This is a genomic window from Paenibacillus sp. GD4 (genome assembly GCF_030846225.1).
Taxonomy (GTDB): Bacteria; Bacillota; Bacilli; order Paenibacillales; family NBRC-103111; genus Paenibacillus_G; species Paenibacillus_G silviterrae.
The window spans coordinates 495,581-516,069 of record NZ_JAVCYK010000002.1; the positions used below are offsets into that span (position 1 = coordinate 495,581).

Here is a 20,489-nt window from a genome sequence, read left to right on the forward strand (position 1 = left end):
CCATGGTAGTGAATGGGGAATAGGATCCCGTGTTCGCCAATCATTTATTTACAGATAAATAAATTTTTTTGGATTTATGGGAGGAAGCGTTCATGAAGGCATTTGTGACAGGAAGTACGGGACTGTTAGGTAGCAATCTGGTCAGATTGTTGGCGCAGGAAGGTTGTGAGGTGAAGGGCTTAGCAAGATCAGCTTCTAAAGCAAAAATGCAGCTCGGAGATACAGATGCACAGATCATCACTGGCGATATCAATGACCCGGATACTTTTGTTTCGGACTTATCCGGCTGCGACGTCTTATTTCACACGGCAGCCTATTTTCGGGAATCATTCCAATCGACGAAAGATCATTGGCCCATGTTGGAGGAAACCAATATTAATAATACATTGAACCTGTTCGAAATGGCAGTTGAAAAGGGCGTCAGTTAGAAGAGGAAGTTCCTAACTTATTGAGGGCGGGTTTGCTTATCGTTATGCTCCCTGTATTTGGAATGTTAATTAGTTTCTTTGTTAAATACAAAAGGCATGGGTACGGTTGGATTCTTAGTCATTTCGTACTTTTCACAATGTGTGCATTATATTTTACTAGAATACTCGAAACAAGAGCGTTCACTAGTTCTGCTTATAATTCGTTGGCATTTGCGACGATGGGGATTGTCTGGGCTATAAGCATCTCCTTTTTAGTTATGGGTCTTCTCGAAATAAGCAAGAGGAGTATAAGCAAAAGTGATTAAGCTATCGGAGAACGTTAGTTCAACTACAACTGATGAAATCAACAATATAGAAAACTAAAGCAAATCAAAGAAAAAATAAGCTTGTTCCACCCGGATTCGAGCTTGTTTTTTCAGTGTTCCACGGAATGTACATCCGCCGCCAGGAGCTTGCGCTTTTTCTCTATAAGGGCTTGTGCGGCCTTTAGTGAATATGTTAACTGCGTTCATTTTTTTGGGTAGCTTCCAGTGGGCCGTGGTACAATATGGAAAGATAATAACTACTTTCCGTAGGATGTGTTCCTAGATGTTAAACAATCTCAAAAAGCTGCAGACATGGTACCTTTCGCAATGCGACGGTGATTGGGAGCATATGTATGGAATCAGAGTCTCAACCGTTGATAATCCAGGATGGTATGTTGAAGTCAATATTGCTGGAACGACCCTTGAAGGAAGGTCCTTTGAGAGCATAAGAATTGATCGGGAAGATAGAGACTGGATCTTCTGTAGGGTAGAAAATAATACCTTTATAGGCGCGGGTGGTCCCTCAAATTTGGACGAAATTCTGGGGGTCTTTAATAGTTGGTCATGTGACAATAGTGGGGGCATAAATGGTAGATAGAATACTGTTCACATTTTTTGTATTACCGATACTAGCTTGGGGCTTATTAAGTGTACTCAATCCACAACTAGCACTGAAATATACATTGGGCAATCTGTTTAAGAATGTGCAACCCAATTCAGACTATATTAGAAACACTAAAGTTTCCGGAATTGTATCAATAATTTTCGGGATATTCCTAGTTTTTTGTATTTTTTCTGGGGGCTTTGGACTATGATTCCGCGTCCAATAATGGATGCTATGTTAACTGCTTTTGCCCGGTAATAGAGAAAGGTGATTATACCTAATGACAACTATTCAGTTTCTTCATGAGAAATTACTAAATTCAAATAAGCCTTTAAAATATTCGATTAAGGATATCGACGAATTTTTGAAGACCCAATATAAAGCAGTAGAGATTGGAATAGAAGAGGTTGACGATCTAAAGAAAGACCCTCTTGCGAATTTCAATAACATCGTGAAATGTTATGAAATCTCGAATGCTGAAGTATTAAGCTGTTCGTTTTCTCCAGATGAGGTTCGTATTCAAGGTGAGATAGAACGATGTAACATGGCTTATCCGCCACCTGCTAATGAAAAAGAAGCAATGTGGCAGAACATCCAACACGGGAAACTACTGCGAGTAGTCCTAGAAAGTGAGGATGGGCATATCTTAAGTGGCTTTACGATACAAGGACTATGCGAGAAATTAATAGATCAGTTATTCATCTTTAGGGGAATCGACAAAAGTGATTGTGTTCTAGGTAATTCCATATACGAAGGATACTTGAAACTTCTGCACAAAGCCGGTTATATCTGAGTAAGATTGCGTCCGACATCGTGGGATATGTCAACTCCATTACGTTAACGGCGAACGATAGCGCAATAACTAGGGTGCGGATCGCCGCGCGGCAGCTGCTCCATGATTCGCGTTAAGCTAAAGGACAGATTTGCGGAAAGTTATCAATTTAACGGAAGGATAAAGGAACTGTTGCATTGATATCTAATCCAAAACTTAAACGTAGTGTTGGAGGTACAGATGATAAAATTAGCTGTAATAACTGATATTCATGGAAACAGCCCCGCATTAGCGGCAGTACTTCATGATATTTCTTCTAGGGGTGTTGATCACATTTATTGCCTGGGGGATGTGGTCGGTATTGGACCCAATTCCAACGAAGTACTTGAATTGTTATTGTCACGAACCGATGTTTCTTTTGTTATAGGTAATCATGATGTAGCGGTAATAGCCGCTTTTCGTGGTCAGGAGGCTCCAGAAGGGCACCAAAGTATACGGCACCATCACCAGTGGTTGGCCGACCGAATCAACCCAGTGTACATCGAAGTGATGAGTAAATGGACAAAGCAACTAATCATTAATCATTTCGATAAACAACTGCTATTCACTCATTATCATCTCACCCCAGATGGCTGGTTTATGGATATTGAAAAGAACCCGACAGAGGAGAATTTAGATCGACTTTACAACGAAACCAATTATAAACTGGTTTGCTTCGGACATCATCACATTGTCCATGACTTTGTTGCAAGCAAAAGAGCTTATTTTAATCCTGGTGCATTAGGATGTTACGACAAACCGCTTGCAAGATACGGTATTGTTACATTAACAGAGAATGCGTTCAACGAAGAGTTAATCGAAGTGCCCTACGATAATACGGAGTTTTTGCAATCTTATCATCAACTGCTGGTACCCGAACGGGAATTTATTCTGAAGATATTCCATGGTGGGCAATTGGCGTAGAAGCGATTTGTTGCACTAACGGGAGAGGTTAGTTCAATGATTTTAAACAACTTTATTTCTTGCCCAGCCAGCACCATGGGCCGGGTTTACTGCGTTTCTTGCGGCCATTTTAAACAACTTTATTCTCAGGGAAACAAGAAGACCTTTCCAAAATCAAGAAGAATCGCTATTATGTATACGAACAGGCATTCTATCTCTGGGGGTAAAGCATATGGGTTTCTTTAATGAGTTGGACCAATACACAAATGAAATTAAAAATCGTATTGCTGCTTCGGCAGCTGCAATATGCGTTATGAAAGATAACAAAATCGTACATGAATGGTACTCTGGATTTCACCATTTCCATAATGGTGCCAGGAAAGTGGATGAACTTTCTCAATTTAATGTTTATTCAACTAGGGTTACATATGTTGGTCTTGCCGCTGCTATCGCCATACATGAGGGTGCAATAAAAAGCCTCGATGAACCAATTAGAAGCTATCTTATGAATTATGACAGCGAAGTTCTCGGTAACACAACAATAAGGCATTTAGTTACAAGAACAACAGGCTTACAATTCCAAGGAAACGGCGTATTACGTAAGTTTGAAGAGGGTATGTCCTTCGAAGGGAAAAGGCCTGAAATATTGGCATCTATCATTAAGAATGCCACAGGAAAGACTGTTGCTGAAATAATAAATGAACGAGTTTTCAAACCACTAGGTATGACTCAAACCGAATGGAGAACCGCTGGTAAGGAGACTTTAGTGTGTGATATTAATGATCCCAATAGCTACCCAACTTTAAGACTTGAATCAAATGAAGGTAGTGACCGTAATCTCTATGTAAGCGCAAGGGAACTTGCCCTATGGGGGAACTTACATCTTAATGAAGGGTCCTTTCAAGGGAATCAGATTCTTCCCAAGGAATTATTTGAATGTGTTACGTCTGTTCTGACCCCTTCTTCGTTAGCGCCTCACTTACCTAGGCTTGGATCTTTTTGGTGGATTCAAGATAAGAATGTCACAAACTCTGAAATTGGACCCGAGCTTCCTGAAGGGACTTACCAAATTCTCGGTGCGTCAGGTTGTTCATGTACTGTTATACCTAAACATAAAGCAGTGGTTGTAAGGATGACAAATAGTCTGTGGACTTTTGGAGGAAAAAATGGATTTGATTATATCTCAGATATTCAACGGTTCGGCAACCTCAGTGAGATGGCGTTAAATCAATACTCTAAACTCACTTACTGACTTAACGGGATACGATAGTTTTCATAAAACAATCAGACGAGACTGACTGCCGGTAAGATCGGCGGTCTCATTAAGTTAATGGGAAACGCTAGTTCAATCATCACGTTACTATTTGTTTTGTCCGGATGCCTAAGAGAATGCAGATGGCAGTTGGGGAATCTTCGGAGGCGGCCCTGGTATTGGGGCCTCCCTGCAATTTTACTTAATTACGTATAACTCTAGTTAGACGAAATCGTTTAAACGGGAACATATGTATGCACGATAGTTGAACCAAACCAGGGAGCAGCCGCGCTGCTCCTTAAGGGCGAATAGATTAATACAAAAAATGGATATGTGAGGAAGATTCTAATGACGCAGTTTTATCTCATTCGCCATGGTGAACCTCAATGGGACATAAATGAAGAGTATAAATTAAAGGGGCATGGTCGGGATTTGGTACCTCTTACGAAAAAAGGAGTTAGCCAAGTTACTTTGACAGCAAAAGACAAACGTTTAAGAGAAGCAGAAATTATTATTTCTTCTCCATACCCAAGAGCACTTCAAACGGCTGCTATTTTATCTAAGGAACTTGGTTTAGAAATATCGGTTGAATTCGACTTAAGGGAATGGCAACCGGACTTAACATTTGAATATGATTCGTTGCAAAGGCTTAAAGAACTTGGGGATGATTACGATGCTAACAGTGGAATCTATCCTCCAGGTGTAACTAAACTTTGGGAGTCCAAGGAACTTCTGAAGAACCGGATAGAGAAGGTAATTGATAAGTACCTTGAATATCAAAAGGTGATTATTACTGGACACGGCATGGCTTTTCGTACCTTGGTAGGAGAAATAGGCGAAATTCCACATGCTTCAATTATTGAGTATTACAAATAGAAGTAAGTAGCAGCATTACGCTAAAGGGAGACGATAGTTTAATCCTACACAAGCTGCCGCGACAACGACCGGCAGCTTTATTGCGCTATCGGACAATATACTGGAATAAAATGTTACTATTTGTTATGCGTTCATGAGAGTGAATAAGAACTTAACGCGGGGGCGATTACTTGATACAAATAGCTAATACATCTGAGGATGTAGAGTACATAATTGAAGCACATCGAAGAATCTACACAGATGAATTCCAATATGATTTTGACTTTGTCAATTTTATTGCAGATGCTATATCTGAATTCTCAAATAATCGTTGTGAGGGAATGGATAACATTTGGCTATTAAAGATTGAAAATGACCCTAAAGGGTCAATTGTCATTATGAAATATGAAGAAGGTACAGCTCAGCTGAGATGGTTTTTAATTGAATCAGAATACAGGAATATGGGCTATGGGAAGCCCATGCTACAGCGTGCTATCCAATTTTGTAGTGATGCAGGATACAAGAAAGTGTTTCTTTGGACTAATAGTTCATTAAAAGCAGCAAGGGTATTATATCAATCGGTTGGTTTTGAAATAGTCAAAAGTAGAACCAGAAAACTCTTGAACCAAGAGCTTATTGAGGAAAAGTGGGAGTTGCTTTTATAAGTAACCCATTCTAACGAGGAACGTTAGTGGAACAATCAAGGGAGCAGTTCACCGCAGCTGCTCCCATATTACATTGAAGTAACTGGAGGATACTTGCACCATTAAGTATTTACAAACCCATTTCCCAACTGGTAAAATTACACAAATGCGGTGACGGGAAGAGTAAATAAGTTGTACTTTAACAGAGAGCTCCGGTAGATGAAAAGGAGTAAAGGAGAACTTATTGAACCAAGACCCTGAGCATCACATCGGAACTTGAGCCATTCAGGGGATGGTGTGACAGGAGCTCCTGTTACAGAGCTAGAGTATTACGCATGCACTGTTATGCCGTACTCGATAAGGCTCGTCTGAAGACAGAGTAGCGAACTGGGGTGGCACGACGACGAAATCTCGTCCCCAAGAAATAAATCTTGGAGGTGGGATTTTTTATTTTTTTAGTTATTGAAGAATTCTGTAGCCTTGAGAATCATAGGGTCTTTTCATGTGGAATGAAATATATTCTGGAGAGGAGTATAAATCCATTGATAAGGGCTTACTGGAGGTATTTTCTATATATCCTTAACCACAAACTTAATGTTCTGATCGAATGTTGGAAGGAGGGTTTGTATATCGAGGGTATTATTCATGATATATCTAAATTCTCACCAGCTGAGTTCTTTCCCTACGCCAAAAAATTTTATTCTGGAAAACCCTTAAACCAAGAGGATGAGTTAAATTGGAAATATGCCTGGCTCCGCCACCAACGTAAAAATAAGCACCATTGGGAGTATTGGGTGATTAACCCCAATACAAAGGAGGCATTGCCCATGCCAAAGAAGTATGTAGTCGAGATGGTGTGTGATTGGCGTTCCTTTTCAAGAAAATGGGGGAGAAAAGTAAAAGAGTCTAATCTAAACCTTATAGATAAAATAGTGGTTCATCCGGAAACGAAATGAGAGCTTGAACTTCTGACATCCACTCAACGGAATCCATTGAGCTAACGGCGAACGATAGCTCAATAATCAGGGAGCAGTTCATTTCTAGTAGCTGTTCCCTGTTTTCATTGAATTAACGGCTAGATTTGTTCAAAAAAATTCATGTTGATGGGCCATCCAGAACATGGTAATATCTATTCAATTTATACATTGTTTTGGGGGGACGCCATGTCTATTAACCCAATATTGCTTTCATTTCCTGAAGAGTTTGAGACTGATCGATTAATTATTCGAGCTCCTCGATGGGGGGATGGTTCCCTCGTGAACGAGGCAATCCACGAGAGTGCAAGTGAGTTGCGTCCTTGGTTGCCCTTCCTAAGGCACCTCCCTTCAGTTGATGATTCAGAATCGTATGTTCGCAAAGCCAGACTTAACTTTTTGGAGCGCACAGATTTGGTTTTACACATAATAGATAAGCTAACAGGGGATTTTGTTGGAAGTAGCGGGCTGCACCGTTTTGACTGGAATGTTCGGAAATTTGAAATTGGTTACTGGCTGCGAACATCGCAAACAGGAAAAGGGTTAATGACCGAAGCAGTTATCGGAATCACCAATTTTGCAATAAATACCCTTGAGGCGAATAGAATCGAAATACGATGTGATCGGCGAAATGCGTCAAGTATTCGGGTTGCGGAGAGAGCTGGTTTTATGTTGGAAGGTACACTACGTAATCTAAGTTTAAACGAATCAGGTAACTTGACGGATATAAAGGTATTCTCCAAGGCTAAGGGGTATGAATTCTGAGAAGGAGGATTCCGCTAACGAGTTCATTCTACGGCTGGATAGCGAACCGCCAGGTATTGTTGGCGTAGTAATGTTAAGACTTAGACCTACTGGCTTTGCCTGATCAGAGCGAGAAATAATTTACTCGCAACATGTATTTAAAGGCCTGCAGAAGTAAGATAAAACTGGCTATAGATTTCCTTATGAGGGGGTGGATTGTTATTGAGATACAGCTTTTGTCCCAAATGTGGGGGGGCCCTGCGACTTAACGAGAAGAAAAGGCTGGTCTGCAGCGAGTGCGGATTTGTTTTTTATCAAAATCCTACGGCAGGCGTAGCTATGATCCTCATTCGAAACGGCAAGGTGTTACTTGGTCGAAAGCGTGGGCGCTACAGCGGGCAATGGTGTGTGCCGTGTGGTCATGTGGAGTGGGGAGAGGACGTGTATGAGGCGGCGAAGCGTGAAATGCAGGAAGAGACGGGGCTGCACATAGAGCTTACCTCCCTTTATACTGTCTGTTCCCTTTATGGTGAGCCGTACATAGGCACTGAATGGTATAATCCCGAACAGCAGAGCGTCATGATCTGGTTTATGGTTAAAGTGACCGGCGGCGAGCTTAGTGCGGGAGACGACATCGACCAAGTGGGCTACTTCTCTTATGACGATCTCCCCCGGATCGCTTTTCCCGCACACGAAATCGTGATTCGCAAATTGCATGAGGAGCAGTTCATATAACGAGCTGCAACTGAATTTCGGGATTTTTACGCGCTGGCTTTGCGCTAACGGCGAGCATACTACACTGAAATGGAAGAAATTAGGGAGAAGGGTGGATAATGAATGGACCCTCGTCAAATTGAGATTTTATGTAATGAATTAGGGCTTGGTAATATAGCAGTAGCCCCTACTGCGTTATCTGGCGGTTTATTACATCGTATGTATTCAGTACAAACCACCTCAGGTAAATATGTAATCAAAGCGTTAAACCCGGAAATTATGAGCAGACCAACGGCTATGCAAAACTTTATTAGGTCAGAAATTATCGCTAATCGTGCTGCAAACTATGTTCCAGCTCTACCAGCTAAGAAGTTTAATGGAGTTTCTGTACAACAAGTGGGTAAGCAATTCTGTCTCGTATTTGAATGGACGGATGGCAAAAACCTAAAGCCAGGCGAAATAAATACGGATCATTGCATAATAATGGGTAGCATTCTTTCGTCTCTACATACTGGGGATTTTTCAGACCTTGGGATAATGCTTAATTCCTCTGAAGAACGGGAACCAACTAATTGGAACTTCTATTTGTATAAAGGGCAACAAAGTAATGCAGAATGGACAGGTTTATTGTTACAAAACATTGAAATGCTTTATGATTGGAGCGCCGAAGCGATAAATTCTGCCAAGCAAATTTCATCAGACATGGTCATTAGTCATGGAGACTTAGACCCAAAGAATGTTTTGTGGGATGATAAACCAGTCCTGATAGATTGGGAATGTGCAGGATACAGAAACCCTAAACAAGATTTAATTGAAACGGCTATTTATTGGTCTGAAAGTGAGTCTGGCGAGATTAACAAAGACAAATTCTTATCTTTCATAGATGGTTATAAAGGAACAACACAGGACCAAATTCATGCCAACTGGAGAATGATATTGGCAAGTGGATTTTTAGGGAAGTTGGACTGGCTAGAATATAGTCTGAAGAGGTCTTTATGGATTGATTGCACGGATCAAGATGAACAGAAAGCTGGGACTGAACAGGTTGCTGGAACTATACTAGCTATTAAGCGATATGCAGAGGAAATTAATAAAATTGAAGAATGGCTAAAAGGAATATAATTGCTCGGTAGATTACGCTAACGAAGAACGTGGCCTAAAAATAGTCAACGGTATCAATGGAGGATAAACCGATGATGATAAAAGAAATTAATGATATGTACAAAGAGCAAATTAAAGATTTTCGAGGATCAATTATCATATCCAGAGGACAAGTACATTCGTTAGATAAATTGCCAGGATATATTGTATTAATCGATGATGAAATAAGGGGACTACTAACATATAACATTTGTAAAAAGGAATGTGAAATTGTCTCTCTTGACAGCATGGTTGAGGGGCAGGGTATAGGGACTAAACTGATCGATTTAGTTATTGAGAAGGCGAAGGCAGTTAACTGTCAACGAGTTTGGTTAATTACATCAAACGACAATTTAAAAGCTATTCGTTTTTATCAAAAACGGGGTTTTGACATAAAGGCAGTTCATCAAAATGCGATCACTGAAGCAAGAAAAATAAAGCCTTCAATTCCGATGATTGGATTCGATGGGATACCTGTTCGTCACGAGATTGAATTTGAAATATTATTATAATGTTGAAGCTGCGGGTAACGAATGGCTTCATTACGCTATCTTGGAACGAGTTCAACTACCGGTTGCTGGATCAAGAAATGGATGGAATAGAAAACAAGAGCATATTAAAGAAAAAATAAGCTCGTCCTGCTTGGATTTTGAGCTTATTATTCAGTGTTCCACGGAGGGCCAATCGACCGCCAGGAGTAAATTTGGACAGATCCGTGGCTTGCGCTTTTTCGCTATAAGAGCTTGCGCGGCTGCTTTTAGATGATATGTAAACTGTTATTTTATTGGATGGTAAATTTTTATTAATTAAAGGATATTTATGGAAAACAATGAATTTATTCTTATCGATGATTCTTATTGCAAAAAATCGCTACAAGGAGGGTTAGTGGTGCCGGAAATTAATAAAGAAGATGGTTTCATTTTGCATCAAGAACGTATCGAGCTGATACCAAGCTACCACTCAGATCACACTGAGGCATTTCGTCTTTATTACCGAAGTGACGGACTCAAAGTAGTTGGATTTATTGTAAAACCCAAAGAAATGACGGGGAAGGCACCGCTATTAATTTATAACCGCGGCGGCGCTGAAAATCGCTCGTTGATAGAAACCAGGCATCTATCAACGTTTTTTTCTTTTTTAGCGAGAAAGGGATACGTTGTTATCGCCTCTCAATACAGGGGAAATGATGGAGGGGAAGGATACGACCGTTGGGGTGGCGATGATATTAATGATGTATTGAATCTTGTAAATGTAGCAAGGCAATTACCTTATGTAGATATCGAGCGGAAAGTTATGCTCGGTCAGTCAAGAGGTGGCTTAATGACGTATTTAGCGATTAGGAAGCCGCTAGATCTTCGAGCAGCCGTCATCATGAGCGGACCGACTGATTTGGTTGATCTATACCATAAACGCGATAAAGAAATGAAGAAGATTCTGGAGCGATTAGTGGGGAAACCCAATATAGACGTCGATGAGTACAAGTTACGCTCGCCGATCGAATGGGCTGATGAAATCAATGTCCCGTTACTGATTATCCATGGCAGGAACGATAAAATGGTTCCTGTAGAGCAAGTCAGAGAATTCGTACAAAATTTAAAGGTGCTTAATAAAGATTACAAGTATGTTGAATATCCTAATGGAGACCACTACCTTAGAGATGAGTGGAATGAAGTCAGGAATGAAATAATCGAGTTCTTTAATAATAATTTAGAGCAATCAATGCGGCTGCCGCAAGAAAGATAGCCTGCTTTTTTGTGTCCAATAATGGATGCTATGTAAACTAGAGTATCCGGAAAGGTGATATCTATGAAGCACCAGTTGAGTAAAGAAGAAATGATCGATTTAGTAAGAAAGATAATGAATTCTGAAGGATCTGAAGCAGAAATAGATATTATGATTGATCTCCTCAAAAAAAGCGTGCCCCATCCAGAAGTAAGTAATTTAATATTTTGGAATGAAGAAGAATTAACACCAGAACAGGTTGTTGAGCAAGCTATAAGTTATAAGCCAATACAGCTATAGGGTAGCCGTTTAATTGCGTCCGACTTCGTGGGATATGTCAACTCCATTACGTTAACGGGAAACGATAATTCAATCACACCACGGCAGCCGGCCAACTGATCGGTTGCCGTTTGCCTTGAAGTAACGGTAAGAATACTTATAACCAAAAGTAACCAACCAGATGCTAAGATTTAGGTTAAAATTTAATGAGTATCCTTAATAGTTGGAGGTATGCCCATGCGAAATATAGATTACAGCAACTATTTTTGGCAAGATGAAGAGATAAGGTTGCGTGCGATACAACCAGAAGATTGGGAAAGTCACTATATCAATCGATTTGATACACCTGCACGGCGCCTTCTAGAGTGTGCAGTTGAATTGCCACCAACGTTCGCAGAAGCAAAATCTTTTATAGAGCGATTTTCTGACTTTTCGTCAAACCGTCTTATGTTTACCATTGAAAATTTGGATGGTGAAAATGTTGGTGGAATTAATTTAAACAGTATTGACGAAAGAAACGGTACGTTTAGCATTGGGATCCAAATTGACAGAGATAATCGAGGGAAGGGTTACGGTACTAGGGCCATAAATATACTCTTAAAATATGCTTTCTTTGAGCGCAGGCTTAATAAATTCAATAATTTCGTTCTTGAAGGGAACGAGGCCTCGGCTGCAATGCTTAGGAAAGTAGGATGTGTTCAAGAAGGAGTACGTCGCCAAGTGTACTATACCAATGGAAGATATTATGATTCCATCTTGTTTGGATTGACCAAGGACGAATATGTTGAACGACTTCAGCTTTGAACTAACTGCGAACGATAGCATCATGACGAACAGTCATCCGGCAACTTTGATGTCTGTGAACCATCGGGGTGGTTTAGGCAGAGTTGTATACCAAGATAGTGAACAATGTTTCATTTAATATTTAGATTATCAATAACAATCATACATAGATTCAAATTTTTAAACAGAAAAGAAGGTATTGACTGATGAATTCGTATACAATCAGACCAGTAACAGAGCAGGATACACCATTTTTGTGGGAAATGTTGTATGAATCTCTATATGTCCCAGAAGGTCAAATACCCTTTAACCGAAATGTGATTTATGAACCCTTCTTATCTAAGTATGTGGAAGGTTGGGGTAAAGAAGGAGATCTGGGATTCATTGCAGTAAATGGCGATGGCCTCTTATTGGGCTCAATTACTGCACGATTTTTTATTGAAGACAAAAAGGGATTTGGATATGTTAGTAATGACATACCAGAACTAGGCATGGCATTAAGGGCGGAATATCGAGGAAAAGGAATTGGAACTGCATTATTAAAAATGCTTATCAATGAAATGAAAGAGAAAGGGATAAAGGGAGTATCATTAAGTGTAGACCCAGGTAATTTGGCAGCAGTGAAATTATATCAACGATTCGGTTTTATAAAAGTTGGAATGTTTGATACATCAATAACTATGGTTGCATACCTTTAAATCATTGAGCTAACTGGGAACGATAGCTCAATCAAGACGCGGCTGCTGGCATTATTCGGTAGCCGCGTTAAGCTAAAGGGCAGATTTCTGCAATAGGAGCTTTTATTGGTAATGACCAAAAGATGGATGGATATGGTAAAATCTTTGTAGGAATTTTACATGGGGGAATTACATGCCAGTGAGTAAAGTAGAGTTTCTAGAGAATGTAAAACTATTGATACAAATGCATTCCGTTGGGCATCTCGGTGGAGAGGTAATGCCTGAGGATGTTCTTTTAGGTATTGTTCCCGATGAAGAATTAATGAACGTGTTGACTCTTGGGATGTCTCTAAATTATCAAAGAAACTCCTACGCGTTATGGCAGTCGATTGTACAAGCTTATACCGATGTTAACTCCCGGTGGGTGTTTAATCCAAGTGCTGTCTGCAGGGGTAGCATAGACGATTTACGAACCGCGCTGATAAATCACCGTGTTGCTCTACAACCCAATCGTCACCCGGAGATTTGGAAAAAAGTCGCAAAGGGAATCGCTGAATCTTCTCTTAGGGGAGATGTATTTGGATTAATCGATTCAGTTCAATTTGATATCGCTGCTTTAAAAGAGATTATGCAGATTAAGAGGAAGTCTGAGTTCCCTTATCTTTCTGGTCCTAAAATCTTCAACTACTGGTTATATGTTTTGGAGTCATACACTGCAGTCAAGTGGAAATACCGTAATCTTATTACAGTAGCTCCTGATACACACATCTTACAGGCAACCGTAAAATTAGGACTTTGTTCTCCGGAAGTATTAAACGGGTCGGCAGAAGATAGACAAACGGTTGCCGAGGCGTGGGAAAAAGCACTTTCCGGTAGCGGATTGTCCCCAATTGATGTACATACACCTCTTTGGTTGTGGAGCCGTGCAGGATTTCCTGTACTGTCTACAAATGTGTCGCCGTTAACGGGAAAAGATAGCTTCATAAGATCCAGGGCGAGGCCGACGCAGCCTTGAGGTGTTGAATATTGTATTTAATAACAGGGAAGCACTCTGATGAAAGGAATTACTGGAATGGTCTTCATTATGTTCTTAATTTTCTTCGTGTTTTTTACAATTCAAACTTTGTGGGTAAAATGTTCAATCCATAAACTGGAGACCTCATCCCGGGTCAGTCTTACAGTCGTTCAGTTATCTGACCTGCATGGTCGAATACAATTTATCAACGGTTCATTAAGCAGCATTGTAAACAAGGTAAATCCTGACTATGTCTTTATTACCGGAGACCTGGTTTCAAAGAAAAGTCAAATATACAACGTATTAAGGGAAATTCGCAAATTAAATTGTCCCAACATATATTTTGTTCCGGGTAATTATGAGCGAGAAGGATTAGTTGGATTCAGAAAAAAGTTGTATTCTGATGAAGAGTACAGTTTTATATTGCGAAGCCTTCAAGAGCAAAACGTTTCTGTATTATCGAACAGCGGGACACAATTAGAAACCAATCAAGGTAAGTTTCTATTATATGGCTTTGATAACTCCATATATGGAAATGAACGACTGACCTTAAACATTGAAGAATTAAACTATGATTATTTTATAATGCTCGCACATTCTCCCAATATTATAAACTTTATTGAAGAAAAAAAACTCCCTTATGATTTGTTATTAGTAGGGCACACACACGGAGGCCAGATAAGGTTTCTGAATCGAACTATTGGAGCATATAAAAATTACCATGTCGGGCTTAGGAAGTTAGACCAACGTAGAAACTTTTACATTAACCGGGGCCTAGGTACAGTGAAGATTCCTATCAGAATGGCATGTTTCCCTGAGATTGCAGTTTTTAAAATTGGGTTCTAATAGAGAACTAATGGTCAGCCGTTAAACTAACGAAGAACGATAGCACAATAAATAGGGGAGCAAATAGCCGCTGCAGCAGCCCCCTTATTTCAGCAAGCGGACCTGTGCCGCAAGTGGCTTCTTTTAGCTGATGGGAAAGTTTGCGTCCTATTAATCCCAAATAGTCCTATAATATTAAAACGCACTGATCACCATTTCAGACGATCAATGTTATCCTTGAAGGATTTATCCTCTGAATCATTTTCTTTTTACAAGAAACGCGCACCCGTCGTATGCGGATAGAATGTAGATGATGCGCGGCCACCTGCATCGCAGAGCGTTAACCTCGTCGGCTGCTGGGCGCACACAAGGGGAAAGTTCGATTCTGGCTCTTCTCGTGGAGATTCCCAGAGCGGCCGATCAAATAACCATGGGGCGACCGCTTCTCAGATTTCGTATTTTAAAATACTGGCTCAAATCGTTTTAGAATTTGCGGGTTTTTATGTTATAATTTGTAAAGCGGGCAGCTTCAGATCACTACTGCTTTCGCCTTTATCACCGTCTTTGATGCAGGGTTACTGTTAGGTGGCAACTCAATCTATGGTTAAAATGGGGTTAGGTAGATGCCCGAGGTAAACCAAGGGAAGTATGTGACAACTCGGAAAGATCATACGTGTAAGCGGTGCGGCGGCGTGATCCCGAAGGGTTCTAAAGTATATGCAACATCCACATACAAGCTTCTAGGGTCTAACTGGACCATATCACGTACACCACTAACCGATTATTATCATGAGGTTGGTAGGTGCAGATAGGGAGAAAATTCTTAATGATTTTTAAAGAAAACTTAGGTTCTTACTTCCATTTATTGAATGGCAAGTATAAGCGATTAACCCGCCAATTTGAAGCCGATCTCCCAGAATTTCACTCTCAAGATGAGGCATTTCATTTCTTCAAGCAGCTCTTTGGTGAGGACATCAAATTGAGCGACATCGATCTCGTTGACGGTCAAAAGCTATATCATTACACACTGGTTGTAAATCGCCCGGCATATGAAACAGGTATACAAGATCTTGAAAAACAAGGATACTCGACCGGTGTTGATTTCATGATGGCAACGCATGAGATTCAGATCTATGAAAATGGGAGACTGCATATCACATTTTAGGGGAGATAGGGCTAAATGAAGGGTAGAACTAGCCGGCTCCTACTTTGACCCCATCGATAATAGTGCCTCATGATCCGGTGCAGAATGCAGGCAAGCCTCGATGATACCTTACTGTGCTGGATGGCTTGGGAGCCGAAGCAGATGAGTATACGTTCTTTGAGCAATTCGATAGAGAGGAAAATATATGACGACAAATTGTAATTGCTTTTTGAAGGTAGAAGAGTGGGCTTACGATGATTCTATTGGCTATTGGTATGCCGTTAGATCATGCGAAACATGCGGTTACTACTGGGAAGGGCCGGATTATTCGAAGTCAAATCCTAACATACACCCAACAGACGGAAAAATAGGGAATAAGTTTTTCAGAATCCAAGATTCGTACGATCCAAAGGAAAGAGAGTACTTCCATATTTTTTGTTATGATGAACAAAACCGGTATGGTGCCCCCGTTAAATTAAAAGAAGTCGAGGATATCTATCAGTTTTGTGAGCTGAATAAGTACTCCCACTCTGCGATCCGAGTAATAGACCCTACTGAAGACGCGATTACGCTAGAAGTTATTAATGGTAAATATGTATTTCCGGAGGAATGGAAACGATTTAACGAGTAGTGAATTCCCAGGAGAATAATTGAAAAAGATGCTTATAGACTTACGGAGGCGCCGCATTACGTTCGCCGATTCGTTAGCAGCGGCGCCGGCGGAACGGAGCAAGGCATGCAGCCGATGGCAGGGAAGACAGCGGAAGCGGGATTGTCGGACTAAGCAGTATTTACTCTTCATTTCTTCTAAATTACGCATAACTCTAGTTAGACGAAATCGTTTAAACGGGAACGTATGTATGCTATTCTGTATATACGCAGCACACATTATTTAATGTCATTAACAATTACACAGTCATCGGATTATACAAGCCGGCTTCTATAAATATTTGCTGGGGTGTTTGCCCTCTTTGATAAGCTTTTAAAGCACTTAGTTCAAATTCTGGCGAATACGTGATCGCCTTGTCTGACACATGCAGTACATTTGGATCGCTTCTAGCTGTCTGATCTCAAGCGGCGTAAAGCGACGTCTGTTCATTGTGGACTTATTGCTTTCTGTCATTTAAACCTCGCTCCTCTCTGACAACATCCATTATAAACGGAAATGACCCAGAGGGTGGGCACTTTTTTCAAAGTGTCCACCTTCCGGGTCACAGTTCAAGGATAACAGCCTTACGCTTTTATTTCCGTAAGCGTGCAACGGTTGGCGATCCGCACCTTAGGCGATGCCAATCTCACCAGGCTTTAGGAAGGATGGATCGTACACTGAAATTGGTCGACTCCAACAAAAAGTAATGAACCTGAGAACAGAGAGGGCCAAGGCGGCCCTCTCTGTTTTTTGTGTGTACGCCCAGCATGGGCGTCATCTTTAGGGTGAAAGTCCCGAACGGGGGCTGGCGAGCGCCTACCGTTAGCCAAGGGCAAGGGTGTCCGTCGTGAGGCGGAATCTGAAGGAAGCCGGAGGCAAATGCACGGGCCAAGGTACACGAACCCAATTGGAGGCAGTGTCAGTCGGATGAGTTGCCACACCACAACGAAATCCTAAGCCGCCAAGGACTGAGGCTGTAAACTTGGGTGGTCGCGGGCAGACAGATGGCGTTCTTATCTGGGGAGGCCTGCGGAGCACGCGAAGTCACTTCGTAACCGCGGCTGAGAAGCCGCGCTGAATCCGCAGGAGTCAGCAGAGGCCATAGTACGGGTAGTACGGGACGCCGGAAACCGGAAGGGCCAAACCGAAAGGAGAGAGGAAACCGATGCGTTCGTATGAAGAGCAACGACAGCAGAATATCTCGCAAGAGAGCTCGCGGCAAAGAGAAGCGGTGAAGCCGTCAGGGTATGCCGGAGTGCCGAGTTCTTCGTCGGCACAAGTCGCCCCTTCCCCTCGCGAAGTACAGAGCGACTTGTTAGAGAAAATGCTCGAGGGAGAAAACCTTCGGCTCGCCTACAAGCGAGTGGTTCAGAACGGAGGAGCGCCCGTGTGAAACGCGCATTGTCGGAGTATGGACAGGGGAAGATGGTTTCGACTTCCTAGGAATGCATCATCGAAAGACGAAAGCTGAGACATCCAAAGGCAAAGTATACTTTATTTTCTGCCCTTTACTTTGACCCCTGGGCCCGCCTTTTCAAATAAAACCGATTTTTCTATACATCGGACCTTCATTTTTTTGACGCAACCGGCACGTGTACTTCCGCAGAACGTTTAATCTGGATAAACAGCCGCTGCAGGCAAATCTCAGGATCTCGGCCGACGATTATTACAAGCTGTACGTCAACGGGCGTTTTGTAGGCCAGGGTCCGGCGCAAGGCTATCCCTTTCACTATCCCTACAACGAATGGGACCTGATGGAATATGTAACGGCAGGCAATAATACGGTGGCTGTCCATGTTTATTATCAAGGTCACGTGAATCGGGCCTATAACAGCGGTGACTTGCGCATGGGGATGATTGCCGAGCTGTCTACGGAGCAAGGAATCGTTCTAGCCTCCGACCCTTCATGGAAATATATGATTGCCGGGCAGTACGGCACATCGGGGACGATCGGCTACCACACGCAATTCCTGGAGGATATCGATCAGAGGCTCTGTATCCGGGATTGGCACATGCCAGATTATTCCGATACATCCTGGGCATTTGCGGCGGTCAAGGAGGATGCGGATTACATGCTTGTACCTCAACCTACACCGGCTTTAGACGTGTACCGCAAAGCGCCGGCAAGTGTCATCGAACTGGAGGCAGGGCGTTATCTGATCGATTTCGGACAAGAGCTTACCGGTCAATTTGAGCCGAAGGCTTGCGGCAAACCGGGACAGCAGGTGGAGCTTCGCTTCGGGGAAGAGCTGGACGGTGAGCGTTACGTCAGATATGAGATGCGCTGCAACTGCAGGTACGTGGAAACCTGGACCTTGTCGGGACAAGAGGATACGCTTGAGCCTTATGAGTATAAAGCGTTCCGATATGTTGAGGTGATCGGGCCTGCCGGGGTGATCCGGCCGGAGAGCTTTACGGCGATCGTCCGCCACTACCCGCTGGATGAAAAGGCCTGCCGCTTCGAGTCAGAGGACCGGATGCTGAAGCAAATATGGGATATGTGCAAGTTGGGTGTACAATTATGCGCGCAGGAAAACTACGTCGATTGCCCATCCCGCGAGAAAGGGCAATTTTTGGGAGATAATACGATCATAGGGCACACCCATATGTACATCAGCGGAGACTTGCGGCTGTTTCGTAAGGCAATCCGCGATTTCGCGCTTTCGGTTCAGGTTTGCCCCGGGCTGCTCGCCGTTGCCCCCGGTAATTTTATGCAGGAGATTGCCGATTTCTCTCTTCAATGGCCGATGCAGCTTCTGAACTATTACCGTCACAGCGCAGACCTCGAATTCCTGAAGGAAATGCATCCTGTTGCAGAAGGCATCCTCACATATTTCAGGAAATATGCACGGGAAGACGGACTCCTTGAGAACGTGAAGGAAAAATGGAATTTGGTCGATTGGCCGGACAATCTGCAGGATGGCTACGATTTTCCATTAACCCGGCCGGTAAGTGACGGATGCCACAATGTCATCAATGCGTTCTACTATGGCTGTATTCGAACGGTCCAGGAGATTCGGGATATTTTGAACGTTGCTTACGAGGATGAGCTGCCGGCGCTTAAGCAGTCTTTTGCTGCTGCCTTCTACCGTTCCCAAGAACGATTGTTTGCGGATTCCACGAGCTCGGATCATTGTTCGCTTCACGCCAACATTTTCCCTCTGCTGTTCGACATGGCGTCCGCCGAGTCGGTGGAATCCATTGTTTCACTGATTGCACGAAAAAAATTGGGTTGCGGTGTGTACATGTCCTATTTCCTTCTCAAGGCACTTGCTGTCCATGGGAAAACAGAGCTGATCTATGAGCTGATCTTGTGTGAGGATGAGCGTTCTTGGGTCAATATGGTGCGCGAAGGGGCGACCTCGTGCTTTGAAGCCTGGGGCAAGGATCAGAAGTGGAACACAAGCTTGTGCCACGGCTGGGCGAGCTCTCCGATCCCAGTACTGATTGAGGATATTATCGGCCTGAAGCCGACGAAGCCGGGCTGGTCAGAGATTCAATTCGCCCCGCGAATTCCGCAGGGGATGAAGGATTTTCAACTGGGGTTTCAAACGCTCAGCGGGTCAATTCGTATTGATTACTCAGCCGACAAGCTTGACATCCATGCTCAAGAGGGGATTTCGATCATAGAGAATAAAGCTGTGTAACCCCCGGTCAGAATATGCGGCAAATACCTTTTCAAGTAACGGTGCTGTTGGGGTCTGGGGTTACAATGGTCAAAGCAATTTAGTCTGTCTGCAGAAGAGAGTGAAAACATATATCGACCTGTTCAGATCGATATTAGTAATGTAATATCTATAGTTTCTAACGGCTACAATGTACTATTCAGATAGATGATCAAAACAAGAGAGTTTATTACTCCTTCTAAATTAAAATAAACATTGATAATATAAGAAAGAAACCTACTATGATTCAGTAGGTTTTTTGTTTTTTGTTTATTGGTAAGAATGGAGTTGGTCCATCTAATCGGACAATGTTTATGTCGTCCGACAGCATAGGTGATATATGAAGAGCAGATGGC

The 20,489-nt window shown here is 42.3% G+C and carries 22 protein-coding genes, 2 pseudogenes and 1 other annotated feature; all 24 genes and pseudogenes read left to right on the top strand.

What is annotated here, in order from left to right; genetic code table 11:
• Positions 1-92 precede the first annotated feature (92 nt).
• The 24 genes and pseudogenes from RAC89_RS25320 (at position 93) to RAC89_RS25425 (ending at position 20,115) form a co-directional block, all read left to right on the top strand.
• Entirely contained in the window at positions 93-428 is a 336-nt protein-coding gene (locus RAC89_RS25320; protein ID WP_306616514.1) for an NAD-dependent epimerase/dehydratase family protein, read from the top strand.
• Between the two features lie 588 nt (positions 429-1,016).
• Positions 1,017-1,331, top strand: a complete 315-nt coding sequence (locus RAC89_RS25325; RefSeq protein WP_306616515.1) for an immunity 53 family protein — start codon at positions 1,017-1,019, stop codon at positions 1,329-1,331.
• Entirely contained in the window at positions 1,321-1,548 is a 228-nt protein-coding gene (locus tag RAC89_RS31865) for a DUF6199 family natural product biosynthesis protein (protein ID WP_483874688.1), read from the top strand. The genes RAC89_RS25325 and RAC89_RS31865 overlap by 11 nt, the downstream gene beginning before the upstream one ends.
• 69 nt (positions 1,549-1,617) lie before the next feature.
• Entirely contained in the window at positions 1,618-2,130 is a 513-nt protein-coding gene (locus RAC89_RS25330; protein ID WP_306616516.1) for a hypothetical protein, read from the top strand.
• 219 nt (positions 2,131-2,349) lie between these two features.
• Entirely contained in the window at positions 2,350-3,072 is a 723-nt protein-coding gene (locus tag RAC89_RS25335; RefSeq protein ID WP_306616517.1) for a metallophosphoesterase family protein, read from the top strand.
• 211 nt (positions 3,073-3,283) lie between these two features.
• A complete protein-coding gene (locus tag RAC89_RS25340) occupies positions 3,284-4,303 on the top strand; it encodes a serine hydrolase domain-containing protein (RefSeq protein ID WP_306616518.1) in 1,020 nt (339 codons plus the stop codon).
• A 348-nt stretch (positions 4,304-4,651) separates the two neighbouring features.
• Positions 4,652-5,179 (top strand): histidine phosphatase family protein, encoded by a 528-nt coding sequence (locus tag RAC89_RS25345; protein ID WP_306616519.1) that lies wholly within the window; start codon positions 4,652-4,654, stop codon positions 5,177-5,179.
• A gap of 170 nt (positions 5,180-5,349) precedes the next feature.
• Positions 5,350-5,823, top strand: coding sequence for a GNAT family N-acetyltransferase (locus RAC89_RS25350; protein ID WP_306616520.1), 474 nt, complete (start codon positions 5,350-5,352; stop codon positions 5,821-5,823).
• A 141-nt stretch (positions 5,824-5,964) separates the two neighbouring features.
• Positions 5,965-6,224, top strand: a binding site (T-box leader).
• Positions 6,225-6,239: 15 nt separating this feature from the next.
• Positions 6,240-6,758 carry a DUF5662 family protein gene (locus tag RAC89_RS25355; RefSeq protein ID WP_306617786.1) on the top strand — a complete coding sequence of 173 codons (519 nt, stop codon included), beginning with the start codon at positions 6,240-6,242 and terminating at the stop codon, positions 6,756-6,758.
• Positions 6,759-6,971: 213 nt separating this feature from the next.
• On the top strand, positions 6,972-7,541 hold the full coding sequence (locus RAC89_RS25360) for a GNAT family N-acetyltransferase (protein WP_373430107.1): 570 nt from the start codon (positions 6,972-6,974) through the stop codon (positions 7,539-7,541).
• A gap of 201 nt (positions 7,542-7,742) precedes the next feature.
• A pseudogene (locus RAC89_RS31785) lies at positions 7,743-7,826 on the top strand (hypothetical protein); the annotation flags it as partial.
• A 33-nt stretch (positions 7,827-7,859) separates the two neighbouring features.
• Entirely contained in the window at positions 7,860-8,255 is a 396-nt protein-coding gene (locus RAC89_RS25365) for an NUDIX hydrolase (RefSeq protein WP_306616521.1), read from the top strand.
• Positions 8,256-8,357: 102 nt separating this feature from the next.
• Positions 8,358-9,356, top strand: a complete 999-nt coding sequence (locus RAC89_RS25370) for a phosphotransferase (RefSeq protein ID WP_306616522.1) — start codon at positions 8,358-8,360, stop codon at positions 9,354-9,356.
• A 71-nt stretch (positions 9,357-9,427) separates the two neighbouring features.
• The gene (locus RAC89_RS25375; RefSeq protein WP_306616523.1) at positions 9,428-9,886 is read left to right on the top strand and encodes a GNAT family N-acetyltransferase; all 459 of its coding nucleotides are present in this window, start codon (positions 9,428-9,430) and stop codon (positions 9,884-9,886) included.
• A gap of 307 nt (positions 9,887-10,193) precedes the next feature.
• Complete coding sequence (locus RAC89_RS25380; protein WP_306616524.1) at positions 10,194-11,117, top strand: alpha/beta hydrolase family protein; 924 nt, start codon at positions 10,194-10,196, stop codon at positions 11,115-11,117.
• 63 nt (positions 11,118-11,180) lie between these two features.
• On the top strand, positions 11,181-11,396 hold the full coding sequence (locus RAC89_RS25385; protein WP_306616525.1) for a bacteriocin immunity protein: 216 nt from the start codon (positions 11,181-11,183) through the stop codon (positions 11,394-11,396).
• Positions 11,397-11,612: 216 nt separating this feature from the next.
• Positions 11,613-12,179, top strand: a complete 567-nt coding sequence (locus tag RAC89_RS25390) for a GNAT family N-acetyltransferase (protein WP_306616526.1) — start codon at positions 11,613-11,615, stop codon at positions 12,177-12,179.
• A 185-nt stretch (positions 12,180-12,364) separates the two neighbouring features.
• The gene (locus RAC89_RS25395; RefSeq protein WP_306616527.1) at positions 12,365-12,856 is read left to right on the top strand and encodes a GNAT family N-acetyltransferase; all 492 of its coding nucleotides are present in this window, start codon (positions 12,365-12,367) and stop codon (positions 12,854-12,856) included.
• Positions 12,857-13,034: 178 nt separating this feature from the next.
• A complete protein-coding gene (locus tag RAC89_RS25400) occupies positions 13,035-13,850 on the top strand; it encodes a hypothetical protein (RefSeq protein ID WP_306616528.1) in 816 nt (271 codons plus the stop codon).
• A 39-nt stretch (positions 13,851-13,889) separates the two neighbouring features.
• Complete coding sequence (locus RAC89_RS25405; protein ID WP_306616529.1) at positions 13,890-14,696, top strand: metallophosphoesterase; 807 nt, start codon at positions 13,890-13,892, stop codon at positions 14,694-14,696.
• Positions 14,697-15,501: 805 nt separating this feature from the next.
• Positions 15,502-15,840 (top strand): hypothetical protein, encoded by a 339-nt coding sequence (locus RAC89_RS25410; protein WP_306616530.1) that lies wholly within the window; start codon positions 15,502-15,504, stop codon positions 15,838-15,840.
• Positions 15,841-16,024: 184 nt separating this feature from the next.
• The gene (locus RAC89_RS25415) at positions 16,025-16,450 is read left to right on the top strand and encodes a hypothetical protein (RefSeq protein ID WP_306616531.1); all 426 of its coding nucleotides are present in this window, start codon (positions 16,025-16,027) and stop codon (positions 16,448-16,450) included.
• A gap of 1,183 nt (positions 16,451-17,633) precedes the next feature.
• Positions 17,634-17,855: pseudogene (locus tag RAC89_RS25420) on the top strand (group II intron reverse transcriptase/maturase); the annotation flags it as partial.
• Positions 17,856-18,060: 205 nt separating this feature from the next.
• Positions 18,061-20,115 (top strand): family 78 glycoside hydrolase catalytic domain, encoded by a 2,055-nt coding sequence (locus RAC89_RS25425; RefSeq protein WP_306616532.1) that lies wholly within the window; start codon positions 18,061-18,063, stop codon positions 20,113-20,115.
• Positions 20,116-20,489 lie beyond the last annotated feature (374 nt).